Origin of the sequence: Paenibacillus riograndensis SBR5 (assembly GCF_000981585.1) — a bacterium.
Taxonomy (GTDB): Bacteria; Bacillota; Bacilli; order Paenibacillales; family Paenibacillaceae; genus Paenibacillus_AQ; species Paenibacillus_AQ riograndensis.
Map to the genome: position 1 here is coordinate 3,061,935 of NZ_LN831776.1, position 14,521 is coordinate 3,076,455.

Annotated in this window: 15 protein-coding genes; 11 read left to right on the forward strand and 4 right to left on the reverse strand. The window is 53.4% G+C overall.

Annotated features, from left to right (window positions below; genetic code table 11):
* The first annotated feature begins 56 nt into the window (after positions 1-56).
* The 6 genes from PRIO_RS12395 to PRIO_RS12425 all read left to right on the forward strand — a co-directional run bounded on the left by PRIO_RS12395 (position 57) and on the right by PRIO_RS12425 (position 4,678).
* Positions 57-1,265 (forward strand): M14 family metallopeptidase, encoded by a 1,209-nt coding sequence (locus PRIO_RS12395; RefSeq protein WP_046502585.1) that lies wholly within the window; start codon positions 57-59, stop codon positions 1,263-1,265.
* Positions 1,266-1,390: 125 nt separating this feature from the next.
* Complete coding sequence (locus PRIO_RS12400; RefSeq protein WP_046502589.1) at positions 1,391-1,642, forward strand: hypothetical protein; 252 nt, start codon at positions 1,391-1,393, stop codon at positions 1,640-1,642.
* Positions 1,643-1,767: 125 nt separating this feature from the next.
* Positions 1,768-2,070 carry a HesB/IscA family protein gene (locus PRIO_RS12405; RefSeq protein ID WP_020426768.1) on the forward strand — a complete coding sequence of 101 codons (303 nt, stop codon included), beginning with the start codon at positions 1,768-1,770 and terminating at the stop codon, positions 2,068-2,070.
* A gap of 41 nt (positions 2,071-2,111) precedes the next feature.
* The gene (locus PRIO_RS12410) at positions 2,112-2,351 is read left to right on the forward strand and encodes a YuzB family protein (RefSeq protein WP_020426769.1); all 240 of its coding nucleotides are present in this window, start codon (positions 2,112-2,114) and stop codon (positions 2,349-2,351) included.
* Between the two features lie 1,168 nt (positions 2,352-3,519).
* Complete coding sequence (locus tag PRIO_RS12420) at positions 3,520-3,837, forward strand: hypothetical protein (RefSeq protein WP_046502602.1); 318 nt, start codon at positions 3,520-3,522, stop codon at positions 3,835-3,837.
* Positions 3,838-3,853: 16 nt separating this feature from the next.
* Positions 3,854-4,678 carry an aldo/keto reductase gene (locus tag PRIO_RS12425; RefSeq protein ID WP_020427497.1) on the forward strand — a complete coding sequence of 275 codons (825 nt, stop codon included), beginning with the start codon at positions 3,854-3,856 and terminating at the stop codon, positions 4,676-4,678.
* A 153-nt stretch (positions 4,679-4,831) separates the two neighbouring features.
* On the opposite strand, the gene PRIO_RS12430 is transcribed toward PRIO_RS12425, so the two are convergent.
* Both PRIO_RS12430 and PRIO_RS12435 read right to left on the reverse strand, forming a co-directional pair.
* A complete protein-coding gene (locus PRIO_RS12430) occupies positions 4,832-5,938 on the reverse strand; it encodes a sensor histidine kinase (protein ID WP_020427496.1) in 1,107 nt (368 codons plus the stop codon).
* The gene (locus PRIO_RS12435; RefSeq protein WP_081487145.1) at positions 5,938-6,726 is read right to left on the reverse strand and encodes a response regulator transcription factor; all 789 of its coding nucleotides are present in this window, start codon (positions 6,724-6,726) and stop codon (positions 5,938-5,940) included. Before PRIO_RS12435 ends, PRIO_RS12430 begins: the two co-directional genes overlap by 1 nt.
* Positions 6,727-6,857: 131 nt before the next feature.
* Here PRIO_RS12435 and PRIO_RS12440 point away from each other — a divergent pair, with 131 nt between their 5' ends.
* Genes PRIO_RS12440 through PRIO_RS12450 form a run of 3 tightly spaced genes read left to right on the forward strand, consistent with a single transcriptional unit; the run spans position 6,858 to position 9,936 of the window.
* On the forward strand, positions 6,858-7,733 hold the full coding sequence (locus PRIO_RS12440; protein WP_046502609.1) for an ABC transporter ATP-binding protein: 876 nt from the start codon (positions 6,858-6,860) through the stop codon (positions 7,731-7,733).
* The gene (locus PRIO_RS12445; RefSeq protein WP_052741444.1) at positions 7,730-9,325 is read left to right on the forward strand and encodes a hypothetical protein; all 1,596 of its coding nucleotides are present in this window, start codon (positions 7,730-7,732) and stop codon (positions 9,323-9,325) included. Before PRIO_RS12440 ends, PRIO_RS12445 begins: the two co-directional genes overlap by 4 nt.
* The gene (locus tag PRIO_RS12450; protein ID WP_020427492.1) at positions 9,322-9,936 is read left to right on the forward strand and encodes a DUF4097 family beta strand repeat-containing protein; all 615 of its coding nucleotides are present in this window, start codon (positions 9,322-9,324) and stop codon (positions 9,934-9,936) included. The genes PRIO_RS12445 and PRIO_RS12450 overlap by 4 nt, the downstream gene beginning before the upstream one ends.
* A gap of 80 nt (positions 9,937-10,016) precedes the next feature.
* On the opposite strand, the gene PRIO_RS12455 is transcribed toward PRIO_RS12450, so the two are convergent.
* The gene (locus tag PRIO_RS12455) at positions 10,017-11,156 is read right to left on the reverse strand and encodes a THUMP domain-containing class I SAM-dependent RNA methyltransferase (RefSeq protein ID WP_020427491.1); all 1,140 of its coding nucleotides are present in this window, start codon (positions 11,154-11,156) and stop codon (positions 10,017-10,019) included.
* 196 nt (positions 11,157-11,352) lie between these two features.
* On the opposite strand from PRIO_RS12455, the gene PRIO_RS12460 reads away from it, so the two are divergent.
* On the forward strand, positions 11,353-11,982 hold the full coding sequence (locus PRIO_RS12460) for an O-methyltransferase (RefSeq protein WP_020427490.1): 630 nt from the start codon (positions 11,353-11,355) through the stop codon (positions 11,980-11,982).
* 20 nt (positions 11,983-12,002) lie between these two features.
* Here PRIO_RS12460 and PRIO_RS12465 read toward each other — a convergent pair whose 3' ends face one another.
* Positions 12,003-13,220, reverse strand: a complete 1,218-nt coding sequence (locus PRIO_RS12465; RefSeq protein WP_020427489.1) for an MFS transporter — start codon at positions 13,218-13,220, stop codon at positions 12,003-12,005.
* 226 nt (positions 13,221-13,446) lie between these two features.
* Between PRIO_RS12465 and hemE the strand changes: the two genes are divergently transcribed.
* Positions 13,447-14,514, forward strand: a complete 1,068-nt coding sequence (gene hemE, locus PRIO_RS12470) for a uroporphyrinogen decarboxylase (RefSeq protein WP_020427488.1) — start codon at positions 13,447-13,449, stop codon at positions 14,512-14,514.
* Positions 14,515-14,521: the final 7 nt, after the last annotated feature.

The following is a 14,521-nucleotide window of genomic DNA, read 5'->3' on the forward strand; positions in this document are numbered from 1 at the left end:
CGCTCCGGCTGACGGCATTGGATGACGCCAACTAGAGGGCTGAGAGGATGAGGCATATGCAGCAATATATTGCCCGCAGGGGAGATACGGTTAGCCGGATAGCCGCGAGGCATGGACTCACACCGGAGCATGTGATACAGGGAAACCCGTGGGCAGGGAGGCAGCCGTATTTAGTTCCGGGGCAGATTCTGTTTCTGCCTTCCGCTCCGCGCAAACGTTATGCTGTACAGCCGGGTGACGATGCCTGGAGCATTGCCGCCTTGTTCGGAGTGGATGTGAATGAGCTTGAAAAGCTGAATCCGGGCGTTGGCTCGGCATACGGGTGTACACCCGGCAAGATGCTGGTTATTCCTCCGGCGGCACCGCACAAAGTGGTGCATTTGCGCGGTGAATATGGTCCTGCCGAGGTGGAGGAGGATATTGTCAGGCTGCTGGACCAGTATCCTTTCCTTCAGCATGAAACCATTGGCTCAAGCGTTCTGGGCAAGCCGCTGCATCTGCTGCGGATCGGCAGCGGGCCGCACCAGCTTCATGTCAATGCTGCGCTGCATGCGAATGAATGGCTGACCTCGCCCTGCCTCCTGTCTTTTGTGGAGCAGTATGCGGCAGCATATGCTGAGGGTAAAGGCTGGAACGGTCACAACCCCAATAAATGGTATAGCAACTGGACGGTATGGGCTGTGCCCATGGCCAATCCCGATGGGGTGGAGCTGGTGCAGGAAGGAACACTGCCCGGCGACCCGTACTATGATGAGCTGATGGCATGGAACGGTGGACGGCGCAGCTTCCGGCACTGGAAGGCCAACATCCGCGGGGTGGACCTGGGCGACCAGTTCCCGGCCCATTGGGAAGAGGAGCAGGCGCGGCGGGGAGTGCCTGGACCCGGGCCGCGTGATTACAGCGGGACGGCTGCGCTTAGCGAGCCGGAAGCCGCTGCCCTGGCGCAGCTGGCAGAGAGGGTCCCCGGCGATGCCGCTGTATCGCTGCATAGCCAGGGAGGAGAGATTTACTGGAACTACCGGGGGTATGAGCCGCCGGAGAGCCGCGCACTTGCAGCACAGCTAGCGGCGGCGAGCGGCTACCGGGCGGTTGAGCTGACCGGCAGCGATGCGGGGTACAAGGACTGGTTCATCCAGCGCTTCCGCAAGCCCGGCTTCACTGTGGAGCTGGGAGTTGGCAAAAATCCGCTGCCGCTGGCTGATTTTGAGGATATGGCGCTGGAAACCGGTCTTATTTTGGCCGCGATCCTTTCAAATTTCAAATAAAAATGAAACAATTCCTGCAAATTTGCGTAATATAACAGCAAAGGGTACGGCCGCAGTCATTCCTAGATGCGCTTCGCGGCTGGATCCTTTTTTTGTGGCTCCACAAAACTTTTAGGAGGACCGTTATGAAACTGAAAAAACTGCTGTCGCTGAAGCAATGGTCCCATATTTTCCGCAATTCCTGGCAGTTTGTCATCTCGCCGCAAGTAGCCATGGCGGACAAGCTCCTGTTCACCATTCCGGTGATTTTATACTGGGTGCTCCCCGATTTCATGCCGTTTCTGCCGATTGATGATATTGGAGTGACGATGCTGCTGACGGGCTGGTTCGTCTCGCGGATGGAACGTAAATACCCGGCCCTGCGGACCGGAAGATGAATGTTTCGCGAATTTTACGGGTTGCTGCCTGATGTATTTCGGCAATATAGTTGCTTTTACAGCCTGATTTCCTTAAAATAAATTATTGAGTATTTAAACTATAGATGCCTGGGAGATGGATAAGGATGAACGTCAAAATTACCCGCAATGCGGCTAAAGTGATAAAGAAAACGATGGAACTTGAAGGCAACAGCGAGCTGAAGCTGCGCGTAGCCATTACGCATGCCCACGGCGATCATGCCCACTACGGCCTTGACCTGGACACGCCCAAAGAAAATGACATCGTTGTATCCACTGATAAAGAGATTGATGTCATTCTTGATCCTAACCAGCCGCTGCTGGATGGTGTGAAAATTGACTATTTGTATTTCCCGGAAGAAGGTTTTGTCATTACTAATCCGTCTAAAGGAAATCACGGCGATCACTAAGTGTTCGCCCGTATTTTACGGACATAAAGAAGGGTTGCTCCATGGCTAACGATATACGCATTTGCGACGAGTGCAATCATATCAAGATGAAAAGTATCCTCCCCAAGCTGCGCAAGATGGCGCCTGACGCCGAGATTAAGACCGGCTGTATCTCCTATTGCGGACCTTGCGGCAAACGGCCGTTTGTCTACATCAATGGCCGTTATGTCAGCGGCCCGACGGAAGACGAGGTGCTGGCTAAGGCCGAGGCGTTTGTCAAACGGCCGGTTGCTAAGGAATAGGGTTTAGCATGACCTCCGCTGATGAAGCGGAGGTTTTTTGTAAAGATAAGAATTTATATGTTTTGGGGGAAGCGAAGCTTACCCCTTATTTAATTATATAGGAAACTATGATTACTTCCAGATGTGGATAAAAATATGCTTAAAGTTATAGAATAAATACTTTGGACGAATTTGTAACGAGCAATAGAGTGAACTTGAAAAACTAACAAAAGGGAAAAAGGATGGAGGGGAAGTTTGGAACTGTAGGAGTGAATGCGTCCGCCTAAAAGCTTTCCGTAGGAAAGCTCGCTATCTTCAGCATAGGCAGTCTGCGGATTTCCACCGCGAACAGCGATAACAATCAAGAAATCTGCAGATGGGCAGCGGCCGGAAGTCTAAACCTTCTCCGTAGTCCCGACGAAGTCCCTAGTGTAAATATCTTAAGTTCACTCTATATAGCTATTACTTACCGGTTTCTTTGCAGGTGCTAGTTGGAAAAAGGGAGCTTATTTTTCCGAAAATCAAGAAATCCTGAGAGTTAAGTGGAAAAAGTAAATCTAATTGGGCCACTTTCCTTGAATAATGGCGAAATGGGCTGAATTAGTGTCCCTTTTTCCACTTCATCTGCCCGAGGATAGGGTACTCCGGCAAATTAGTGTCCCTTTTTCCACTTAAAGAGTTGTCGTAGGATTCACGGGGGGGCTCCAGGTAACGCTAGAACCAAAACTGCTGGCCGTGGAGGACGGCACAGCCGTTTTGGTTCAAGATAAGAATTTCTATGCTTTGGGGGAGATAACCTGGAAGCCTCAGAGGATATAAGTGATGCAGAAGGATTGGGCTCCATCCGCAGACTGAAGCGGACCGAGGAGCCCTTATTTTGCCAAAAACCTTACTTTTTCAGCGGATACGGACTCAGGAGCCGTTATATCGTTGATGGAGCCTGGAATAAAGAGAAAAGGGACAAATAAGGGCATCTCTGTCCGTTGTCCTGCGAAATAGACTAATCTTCTCTCAATAAGGGCTTTCTGTCCGTAACGGCTGCGGATCGATCGCGAAGGAATATGGCGATCCGTCTTCAGCATGCCCCCGTTGATTTTGGAGCGGTGGAGAATCCCAACGGCCATAGGCCCCGTGCTGTTATTTACCCGCCAGGGTGATTTTGTTTATCTCTAGGGGGCCGCGCGGCGGCATGGATCAATTGCACTTTCTGCAGTTGATTGTCTCCATATCCGCCGAAAAATTGAATCTGCTGTATTCTGTGCATCAGAAAATGCGGGAAAAGCAGTGTGGACCAGAAATCCCAGAAATCAATTGTATGAAATACAATAGAAGGGGATTTAAGGCGCTTTTATTGAAATTCTGCTGCACAAAGTGCAATCATATAGTTTGCCTTTCCGGCCCCTGCCCATCTGCAGATTTCTTTGTTTATCCGGGTGCGCCTGAAAGTTGGGGCTGCGCGGAGACCCATGGTATAATAGAAAAGTTCTCAACATCAGAAGATACATAGGAGGGAATGGAGCACAATGAAGCATATTGCAGATGTAACGATTCTGAATAACGGAATAGCCATGCCCCGGTTTGGACTGGGCACTTACAAAGCCGAGGGGGAAGAGGTAGCGCGTGCCGTAGCAACTGCACTGGAACTGGGTTACCGGAGTATTGATACCGCAGCGGTATATGGCAACGAGGAAGAGGTGGGACGCTCGATTGCCGCCAGCGGCGTACCAAGGGACAGCCTGTTCGTGACAACAAAGGTATGGAACTCGGATCAGGGCTACGATGAGACACTGAGAGCCTTCGAAACCAGCAGCAAGAAGCTGGGCCTGGACGTTATTGACCTTTATCTCATCCACTGGCCGGGTATGGATAAATATAAAGCTACCTGGCGCGCACTGGAACGGCTCTATGCTGAAGGACGCGTACGCGCTATTGGTGTCAGCAATTTTCAGATTCACCATCTGGAGGAATTGCGGAAGGACAGCGAAACTGTGCCTGCCGTGAATCAGGTGGAGCTGCATCCGCGTTTTATCCAGAAAGAGCTGCATGACTACTGCGCCAGCCGCCAGATTCAGATCGAAGCCTGGGCACCGCTGATGAAGGGCAGACTGCAGGACAACGAGCTGCTGCATGGGATTGCAGGCAAACACGGCAAGACGGTTTCCCAGGTGATTTTACGTTGGGGGCTGCAGAACGGGATTGTGATCATCCCGAAATCTGTAACCGCCTCAAGAATTAAGGAAAACAGCGAAATCTTCGATTTCGAGCTGTCGGCGGAAGAACTGTCTGCCATCAGCGGCCTGGATGCCGGTGAGCGGATTGGCTCTGATCCGGACAAGTTATTGTTCTAGTCCAATACACTCAGCTTTTTCCACACAGTCTCCCTGAATGCTCACGCTCAGGGAGACTTTTCAAAATATAAGAATTTAAATGTTTCAGGCTATAAATTATCCTTCTATTTCTCGCTGAAACGGGTGCCGTCCTAATAAGGACGGCACCCGTTTCTACTTGTGCTGCCGGACAGGCAAAGAGATATGAAAGGCAGTGCCTTTGGATACTTCGCTTTCTACGGTCAGGAAGCCGCCGTGCGCGAGGATCAGGCTTTTTACAATGGCCATGCCGAGTCCTGTCCCGAGGTTCGGGGAGCCGTTTTTTGCTCCGCGGTAATATTTTTGGAACAGATTGTTCAGCGTATCTTCATCCATTCCGGTACCATTGTCCGAAACCGTGATGTTCACACTTTCATCCCCCTCCCGCCGGACAGTCACATGAATGGCGGTTCCTGCCGGAGTGTGAAGCACCGCATTCATCAGCACATTTTGCAGCGCCCGGTAGAGCAGCTTCTCATCGGCAACAAGCTCCAGCGGCCCGGTCTCCGCATCCAGGCTCAACAGGTGGGACACCGCTCTCGGATCGTTGCCGACATCGGCCGTCAGCCGCTGCAGGAATCCGATCAGCTCCACCGTGCCAAGCTGCATGGGCAGGGAAGCATGATCCTCATTCATTTGAAAAGAGAGGTTAATGTCGCTGATCAATTCCTCAATATGCCTTCCTTTGGCATGAATTTCTTGCAGGAACGTCCGCTGTTCATCCGCATTCCAACTGTACTCCTCGTTCAGCAGCAGAGCTGAATATCCCGTGACGTACGTTAGGGGTGTTTTAAGGTCATGCGAGATGCCGGCCACCCAATCCTTTTTGTTGTCTTCCAGCTTGCGGCGTTCCAGTTCGGCCTGCTTCAGGCCAGCGGACAGCGACTCGATGTGCACAATCAATTCGCCGTACAGCCGGTATCTGAATTTGAGCTTCCCGTTCCGCTTGAAGATGCCCTGAAGCGCAGGCGGAGGTTCGAAATTCCTGCCCGACAAGGAAGCGATCCACGACATCATGAATCTTAACGGACTCCCGAAATACCAGCCGAACAGCACGCTGCAGGCCGTAATATTAAGCCCGAATACCGCCAGAATGTACAGATCATAATGCTCCTGACCTTCCAGAAGGCCCAGCTGCGGAAACAGCACCTCCACGCTAATCATCATGGTGATGCCGAGTCCCAGCATCCAGGCGATTAATCCGATGACAAAATGGACACTGAACCTTAGTCCCGTCTTCATCAGGCTTCCTTGACTGGCGGCACAAATTTGTAGCCGATCCCTCTCAGGTTAATGATCAGCTCAGGCGCTTTCGGATTGTCGTCCAGCTTTTTTCTGATTTTTGAAATATGGATGGTGACCGTTTTCTCGTATCCGTACCCCGGGCTGCCCCACACCAGTTCATAGATTTGCGAAGTTGTATAGATCCGGTTCGGATTCCGGCAAAAGAAGCTCAGCAGCTCCAATTCCTTGGCCGTACATTCCACACTTTCCCCATTCACGATCAATGAGGCGTCTGCAGGCCTTAGAATAAAACGCCCATAATTATATTCCTTGTTTCCTGCACCTTCCGGATTTCCGCTAGACGAGGCTTGGGTGAGGCTCTGCCTTCTGAACAAGGCTTTGATCCGGGCAATGACCTCAAGCGGATTAAAAGGCTTCGTGATATAATCGTCCCCGCCAATCCCGAGCCCCGTCAATTTATCGAAATCGCTTGCGCACGACGTAATAAAAAATATAGGCGTATCCGTATGCTTGCGGATCTCGCGGCACAGCTCAAAGCCGTTGGCATCCCCCAGCATCACATCCAGCAGGATCAGGTCATAGGTATGATTTTTTATGAAAAATAACGCTTGTTCCCCGGTCGTACAGCTGGAGATGTTGTGGTAGCGCTCCTTCTTCAACGTAATCTCCAGCAAAGTCAAAATTCCCTTCTCATCGTCAACCAGCAAAATTTTCTCGGCATTCGTATGGTCGTTCAGCAACGGTGTTCCTCCCCTGAGTGCATAAGTTCCCTCTAAGTTTAGCATTCATTTTGCAATTTTTCTTGCCTCCTGTTTCCTTTTAACCGTGAGTTTGCTTTGATTTTACTTTCGGGGACTATTCTAACGTTGCGCCGCCAGGGAATGGTTCGGCAATTGGTTGTGACGGAGGAATAGACATGGAATTGCAAATTGAACAGGTATCGAAAAGCTATGGTGCAAAGCATGCCCTCAGCGGCATCACCTTGAAGCTCAAACCAGGGGTGACCGGTCTGCTCGGCCCCAATGGTGCCGGGAAATCCACGCTGATGCGGATGCTCGCGACTATCGAGAAGCCAACGCAAGGAAGGATTGCATGGAATGGTGTGGATATTGCCGGGCAACCGCAGGTTTTGCGGAAGGAACTCGGCTATTTGCCGCAGGACTTCGGTGTGTATCCAAATCTGACTCCGCTTGAATTCCTGGAATATATAGCGGCGATGAAAGGACTGTCCGCCCGGTCTGCGCGGACCCGGATCAATGAGCTGCTGGAAATTTTAAATCTCGCGAATGACCGGAAGCGGCTGCTTGGCGGATTCTCGGGCGGCATGAGACAGCGGGTGGGCATTGCCCAATCCCTGCTTAATGATCCGTCGCTGCTTATTGTCGACGAACCCACAGTCGGGCTGGACCCCGGAGAAAGAATCGGTTTCCGCAATTTATTATCCAGCTTGTCCGGGGACAGGATCATTATTTTATCAACGCATATCGTGACCGATATTGAATCCATCGCCCCCACCATCGCGCTGATGGCGAAGGGCCGGCTGGTCAAGTATGCGGCACCGGAGAACCTGATCCAGAGTGTGGAGCAGAAGGTCTGGAACTGTATCCTGCCTACCGCCTCACTGCCGGAAATGCAGGCTAAATACACGGTCAGCAGCGCTATTCAGCGCAGCGACGGCATCCACACCCGGATCGTTTCCGACCTGCGTCCCAGTGCAAATGCCACTCTGCTGCCCGCTTCACTGGAGGATGCGTACCTGTATACAGTGTCCTCGTTAGGGGTCCAGCCATGATGCGCAGCCTTTCTGCCTACTTTTATTTAATCAAAAGCAATTTGGTCAGTCAGATGCGCAGCTATTCCTTCCTGTTCGTCATAGGGATCAGCGTATTCGCCGGTTATGCCTGCGTGCCGGATGCCGCTGCCGGATATGAAATCTTTTATATCGGCGGGGTTAGAGGCATCTATAACTCGGCGTGGCTGGGGGGACTTGCGGCGATGTTGACCACAATGCTGCTCTGGCTGTTCGGTTTTTTCATGCTCCGAAGCCAAATATCCGGAGATGCACGCCTGAAGCTTGGGCCGTTGATCGCCTCAGCCCCTGTCCGGAAAATCAGGTACATCACCGCCAAGGCAGCGGCAAATTTTGTGGTTCTGCTGGTGATTGGAGCTGTTTTGCTGGTGGCCTTTATGGCCATGCAGCTGCTGCGGGGAGAAAGTTCCCAGCTCCGGTTAACGGATTACATGGCTCCCTTTTTCTTTGTAACTTTTCCATCCCTGTTTCTGCTCGGTTCCTTAACTGTACTGTTTGATGTATTTCCCGGTTTGAAGGGGGTTTTGGGGAATGTGCTGTTTTTCTGCCTGTGGATCGCCGTCGGGGTGGTGTCCATAGCGGCACCAAGCGATTGGTGGGATCTGTTCGGCGTGAGCGGCATCCTGAATACAATGGCCCACAGTGCAGCGGAGCATTATCCTGCCCTCTCCAGCCTTGAGGGGGGCGGAAGCTTTGGATATTATCAGACACAGGGCCAGATCCCCACATTTGTGTGGCAGGGCGCAGCATGGGATTCTTCGCTTGTCCCCGTCCGGCTCGTCTGGATAGCTGTAGGTATAGGAGGGATTATTCTGTCGGCTCTGCTCTTCCGCCGTTTTGAACACCTGGAAGGCTCCGCCAAGGCGCATCCGCTTGCTCCGGGCAGGGAAAAAGCACCTGCTCTGCCGCTTGCAGCCATGGAGCACAGCGGTTCACTACAGCTGTCTCCGGCAGTGAGGGTCAAGGGGGCAAGGTTGCCCGGGCGGGTCAAAGCCGAGCTGAAGCTGATGCTGAAGGGCATGTCCCTCTGGTGGACACTGCCCGCCATAATCCTTATTGCCGCGCCTCTGCTGGTTACAGCAAACTCTGTGAACAGCCTGCTGCCCTTTATCATGATCTGGCCTCTCGCTTTATGGTCGCAGATGGGCACGCGGGATCAGCATTATTTCACCACCGGGTTGACCTTGTCTTGCAGCTCGCCGCTGGCGAAGTGGTGGACGGAATGGCTCTCCGGCGTATTCATCACCTTGCTGTTTTCTGCGGGGGCAATCATCCGCTTCATCGCGGAGGACCAGATGCCGGCCCTGTTGGCATGGGGAACAGGCCTCCTGTTCATTCCGACCTTGGCGCTTGCACTCGGCACACTGGGCGGGTCAAAAAAGCTGTTCGAAGTCATTTATCTGCTCTGGTGGTATATGGGACCGCTCAATCATGTTCCCTCACTCGACTTTTTGGGGGTGTCTGATAGGAACCCTGTGCTTTATCTCATGTTCACTGTAGTTTTATTCGCAGCAGGTTCAGCCGTCCGGCTCTGGCAGACCGGAAATTTATCAATAAGAAGGAGAACTATATGACAAAATATATCCGCCGTACATGGCTTATCCTCATCCCGGCAGCGTTCGTTATGCTCATACTTGCGGGCTGCGGGGACAAGGCCGTAGAGAAAACAGCTTCGTTTGAGGGATCAAAGGTGCAGCAGATTGAGGTGAAAACGGACGGACAATCCATTCAGGTGAGCCGTTCCAAAGATTCGGATGTGAAGCTCCGTATGAAGACAGAAGGCGAGCTGCCGGCGGTGCTGAAGGCGGGTGTGCTTACTGTCAGCGCTGAACCGGCGTCCGGCTTCATCCATCTGAAGAATGAGACCCTGTATCTGGAGCTGCCGGAACAAAGCTACGAGTCCATCCGTCTGGCTACAGCCTCCGGCAATATTACCTTTGAGGACGGCCAGGCGAAGACAATCCTGCTGGACGCCGACTCAGGCAACATCACCGTCACCGGCTTTGCGGGGGAGATCGATGCAGCCACACAATCGGGCACCATTCACTCGGAGGTCCAGGCGTCGGCAGAGATTCAGACGGGCGGTGGCGGCCAGAGTCTGAAGGGGAAGGTGGGTGCAGAGAGTGCGGAAAATTCAACACTGAGTGTGCATTCAGCTTCAGGTAATATCACTTTGGAGAAATAGCCATGAAAAAACGGACATGCTCCTGATCAGGAACTGTCCGTTTTTTTGTGCAGAGCTGCTTATCCTGCCCGAATACCGGTCTATTGAGGCTTGCGCGGCGGCAGGGGGCCGAGGTATTGATAATATTGGCATTCAATCCGTCCATTGTAGAGCTTGCGCCGCTTGTCCGCTTTGCGTCCGTAGTACTGCTCGAATTCCTTATACGGGCTGATGGCGAAAAAAGACCATGTCGGCAAATACAGCATCATTTCTCCGAACTGGCGGGTAAGCTTCTCCACTTCCTTGTCGTTGCTGATACGCTCCCCGTAAGGGGGATTTGTAATGATGCAGCCATACTCGCCTTGAGGTCTGGCTTTGGCCGCAGCGATGGCCTGAAAGGTAATCTCCCCGGCGAGTCCGGCACTTTTGGCGTTCGCTTCAGCGATTTCAATCGCGGCCGGATCGATGTCCGTACCGGTGAGCTGCAGCGGGTAGTCGTCGCGCACAGCGTCGAAGGCTTCCTCGCGGGCTTCTTCCCAGAGACGCTGCGGGATTTCCGGCCAATGCTCGGACGGGAACGAGCGCCGCAGGCCCGGCGCAATGTTCCAGGCGATCATGGCCGCCTCGATCAGCAGCGTGCCGGAGCCGCAGCACGGATCGTACAGCGGACGGTGGCCGTTCCAGCGGCTGAGCTGGATCAGTGCGGCCGCCATCGTTTCCTTCAGCGGCGCTTCCGTCGCCTGGCGGCGGTAGCCGCGTTTGTGCAGCGCAGGACCGGTGGTGTCCAGCGTTATCAAAGCGGTATCATTCAGAAGAATTACTTCCACCACATACCGCGGGCCGTTCTCCGGGAACCATTCGGTACGGTACGAAAGCTTCAGCTTTTCGACAATGGCTTTCTTGACAATGCCCTGGCAGGCAGGTACGCTGGTAAGCTGGGATTTATGCGACCTTCCTTCGACGGGAAACTCTCCGTTTTCGGGAATCCAGTCCTGCCACTCAATGGCTTTGACGCCTTCGAACAGCTCATCGAAGGTCCGGGCCGGGAACTGGCCCATTTTGACCAATACCCGGTCAGAGGTCCGCAGCCATAGATTGCAGCGGCAGATGTCAATGTAATCCCCACTGAACAATACCCGGCCGTTTTCGATCGCAGTCTCATAACCCAGTTCGTTCAATTCACGTGCTACGACGGCCTCCAGCCCCATGGGGGCGGTGGCGATCAATGTTAATTTGCCCAAATTCGCTCAACTCCGTTTAGCTTGTAGATGAATACATATAGCCGTTACAATAAATGAAGCGGTACTTCCGAAAAAAAGTCCCCATCCGGCTTGCCTATCAAGTATAGGGGAATGAGGGACGCAGCACAATGCCGTCCCGCCATATTCGGCGCACATGATCTTGTAGCATCAGTACTAACCACAAAGGAGAATACATATGCCCAATCAGGAAGAATACAGTGAACAATTATATACAGAGGACGCGCTGCTGCTCAAGGTGAAGCAGGCCATTAAAGACAGCGGCATGCCCGAGGTGTCCATTGCACCCGGATACGGGCGGCTGCTGACAATGCTGGTGGCGGCATCCCGTTCCACGCGGATTTTGGAGATTGGCGCGCTTGGCGGGTACAGCGGCATCTGCCTCTGCCGCGGACTCAGCAAGGCAGGGCGGCTGACCTCGCTTGAACTGAAAGCCGAATACGCGGAGCTTGCCGGACGGCATCTGGAAGAAGCCGGATTCGGTGAAGCTGTGGAATACAAGCTCGGCCCGGCGCTGGACAGCCTGAAGCTGCTGGAGGCGGAGGGCCGGACCTTCGACTTTTTCTTTATTGATGCCGATAAGGAAAACTATCCGAATTATCTGGAATATGCCATTAAGCTGGCAGCACCGGGTGCGGTGATCGCCGGGGATAATATTTTTCTGCGCGGACGCACCTTGAATGCCGAGAAGAATGGACCGGCCGTACAGGCGATGCGCCGCTTCAATGAGATGATTGCCAATGATGAGCGGCTGACCAGCACACTGCTCCCCGCATACGACGGCCTGGCGCTGGCGGTTGTAAAGTAAGCAGCGTGCTGCTGATTCCGTTATCTGAACAGCCGTGGAGCGGCCCCTTTGTACAGCTTCAGCCGCACCCACACCGTATTGATCAGCAGGAAGCCGCCGGAGATGAGGAACAGGCCTTCAATGCCGATAAATCCGGATAAAAAGCCCCCGATAACTGCTCCCAGCATGTTGCCGAGAGCCAGCATGCTGCTGTTGAAGCCGAACGCCCGGCTCTCCTTGCCGTCAGGCGTATATGAGCGGATGAGGGCATTGACGCTTGGCAGCAGGCCGCCCATGAAGACCCCCATCAGAAAGCGGACAATGATCAGCTGCCAGACACTTGTCACAAAGGCCTGCGGAATGATAAACAGCGCAGCGCCGATCAGGGCGTAGGTGAGAATCCGGTGGGCGCCAACCTTGTCGCTCAGCTTGCCGAGCACAGGCGAGGCCAGCATGTTGGACACGCCGGTTACGGCGCTGACGACTCCTGCCCAGAACGCGATGTCCACGGCTGAGCCGTGCAGCTTCTCCACGTAGAGCGGAAGCAGTGTCATCGGGGCGATCATGGCAAACTGCAGGAGGAACGTTACGCCGAACAGCGCAGGCAGCTGCGGCACCTTGGCCAGCTCCTTGAAGCCCTCAAGCACGGAAATCTGCGGCACCTGTGCAGCTTCGGCCCGGTCAAATTTCTCCTTGACGAGAAATAAGGCGAGCAGTGAGGCGGCGAAGAGCAAGGCCCCGACGATATAAAAGATCGGGCGGTACCCGATCCAGTCGGCCAAAGCCCCGCCGATCAGCGGGCCAAGGATGGTCCCGGCGACCGACCCGGACTGCATCAGCCCCATGGCAAAGCCCATGCGGGCTTTCGGTGTGTTGCCCGAGACCAGTGCGATGGAGGCCGGATTGAAACCGGAAATGGTTCCGTTGAGCAGGCGGAGCAGCAGGAGCTGCCAAGGCGTCTGTGCGAAGCCCATCAGCACAATGACCAGTGCCATGCCGAAGCTGGAGCGCAGCAGCATGATTTTGCGTCCATATTTGTCGGCGAGCTTGCCCCACAGCGGCTGAAACAGGAATGAAGTCATAAAGTTTGCGGCAAAAATAAGTCCGGCCCATAACCCGATCGCATCGCCTTGCACCCCCAGGTCTTTGGCCAGATACAAGGTCAGGAACGGGGTGATCATGGTCATTCCGGCGTTAACCAGAAATTGGCCGAACCAAAGCACAATGAGGTTGACTTTCCACGTCTCCCAATTCTTCAAAGTGCTTTCACTTCCTTTCAAGGGATTCCAAGGTCAAGAGTTCACGAAAATAGACATTCTATCAGAATATCATAGATTTTGAGCGGTCCGATGCAACACTTGTCATAGTAATGTCATGGGATTGTCATTCCCTCAGTGTTCCGGCGGTTGTTCCGAACTTTTAAAAAGAGCATAATAAAGGATAAGCGTATACACACATTCTATCAAAACTAATGGAGATCTTATCATGACCTACAATGACACTTTTATCCGCGCCTGCAGGAAGCAAGACACGGACCACATTCCCGTATGGTACATGCGGCAGGCCGGCCGGTATGATCCCGAATACCGTAAAATCAAGGAAAACTACTCGCTCCTGGAGATCTGTGAACAGCCCGAGCTTGCGGCAGAGGTTACAATGATGCCTGTCCGCAAGCTGGGTGTGGATGCGGCCATTCTGTATTCCGATATCATGAATCCGGTTGCTTCCCTCGGGGTGAAATTCGACATTGTGAAGAACATCGGTCCCGTTATCGAGAACCCGATCCGCAGTGCAGCGGATGTGGAGAGGCTGAAGCCCATCGATGTGGAAGGCGATCTCAGCCATATCCTGAAGACTATAGCCATTCTGGACAAAGAGCTTGATGTGCCCCTGATTACCTTTGCCGGAGCGCCCTTTACCATTGCCAGCTATCTGATCGAAGGCAGGCCCTCCAAGAGCTACCACCGCACCAAGGAAATGATGTACAGTCAGCCGCAGGTCTGGTTCATGCTTATGGATAAGCTTGGCGATATGGTCATCGCCTATTTGCGCGCCCATGTCGCCAGCGGAGGCAAGGCATTCCAGCTGTTCGACAGCTGGGTGGGTGCGCTTGCTCCACATGATTTTGAGCTGTATGTGCTGCCGACCATCTCCCGTATTTTTGCCGGACTTGCGGATCTTAATGTGCCGAAGATCTATTTTCCGGGCGTCAGCTCAGGTGAGTTGCTGCCAAGCCTGGCCCATCTCCAGGCGGATGTCATCGGTCTGGACTGGCGTGTTAGCCTTACTGAAGGCAGACGCCGCATCGGCGGCCGTTTTGCGGTCCAGGGCAATTTGGACCCTTATCTGCTGACAGCACCGCTGGATCTGCTCAAGGAACGGGCCAAAGCTCTGATCGATGAAGGCATCCGCGAGCCGGGCTACATTTTTAATTTGGGGCACGGTTTATTTCCCGAGGCTTCTCTGGACACGCTAAAGGAGCTGACGGAATATGTCCATGACTATTCCCGTGAGGCTCTGAAGCAAACCGCGAAACCGCGCCTATCATTATAAACAGATC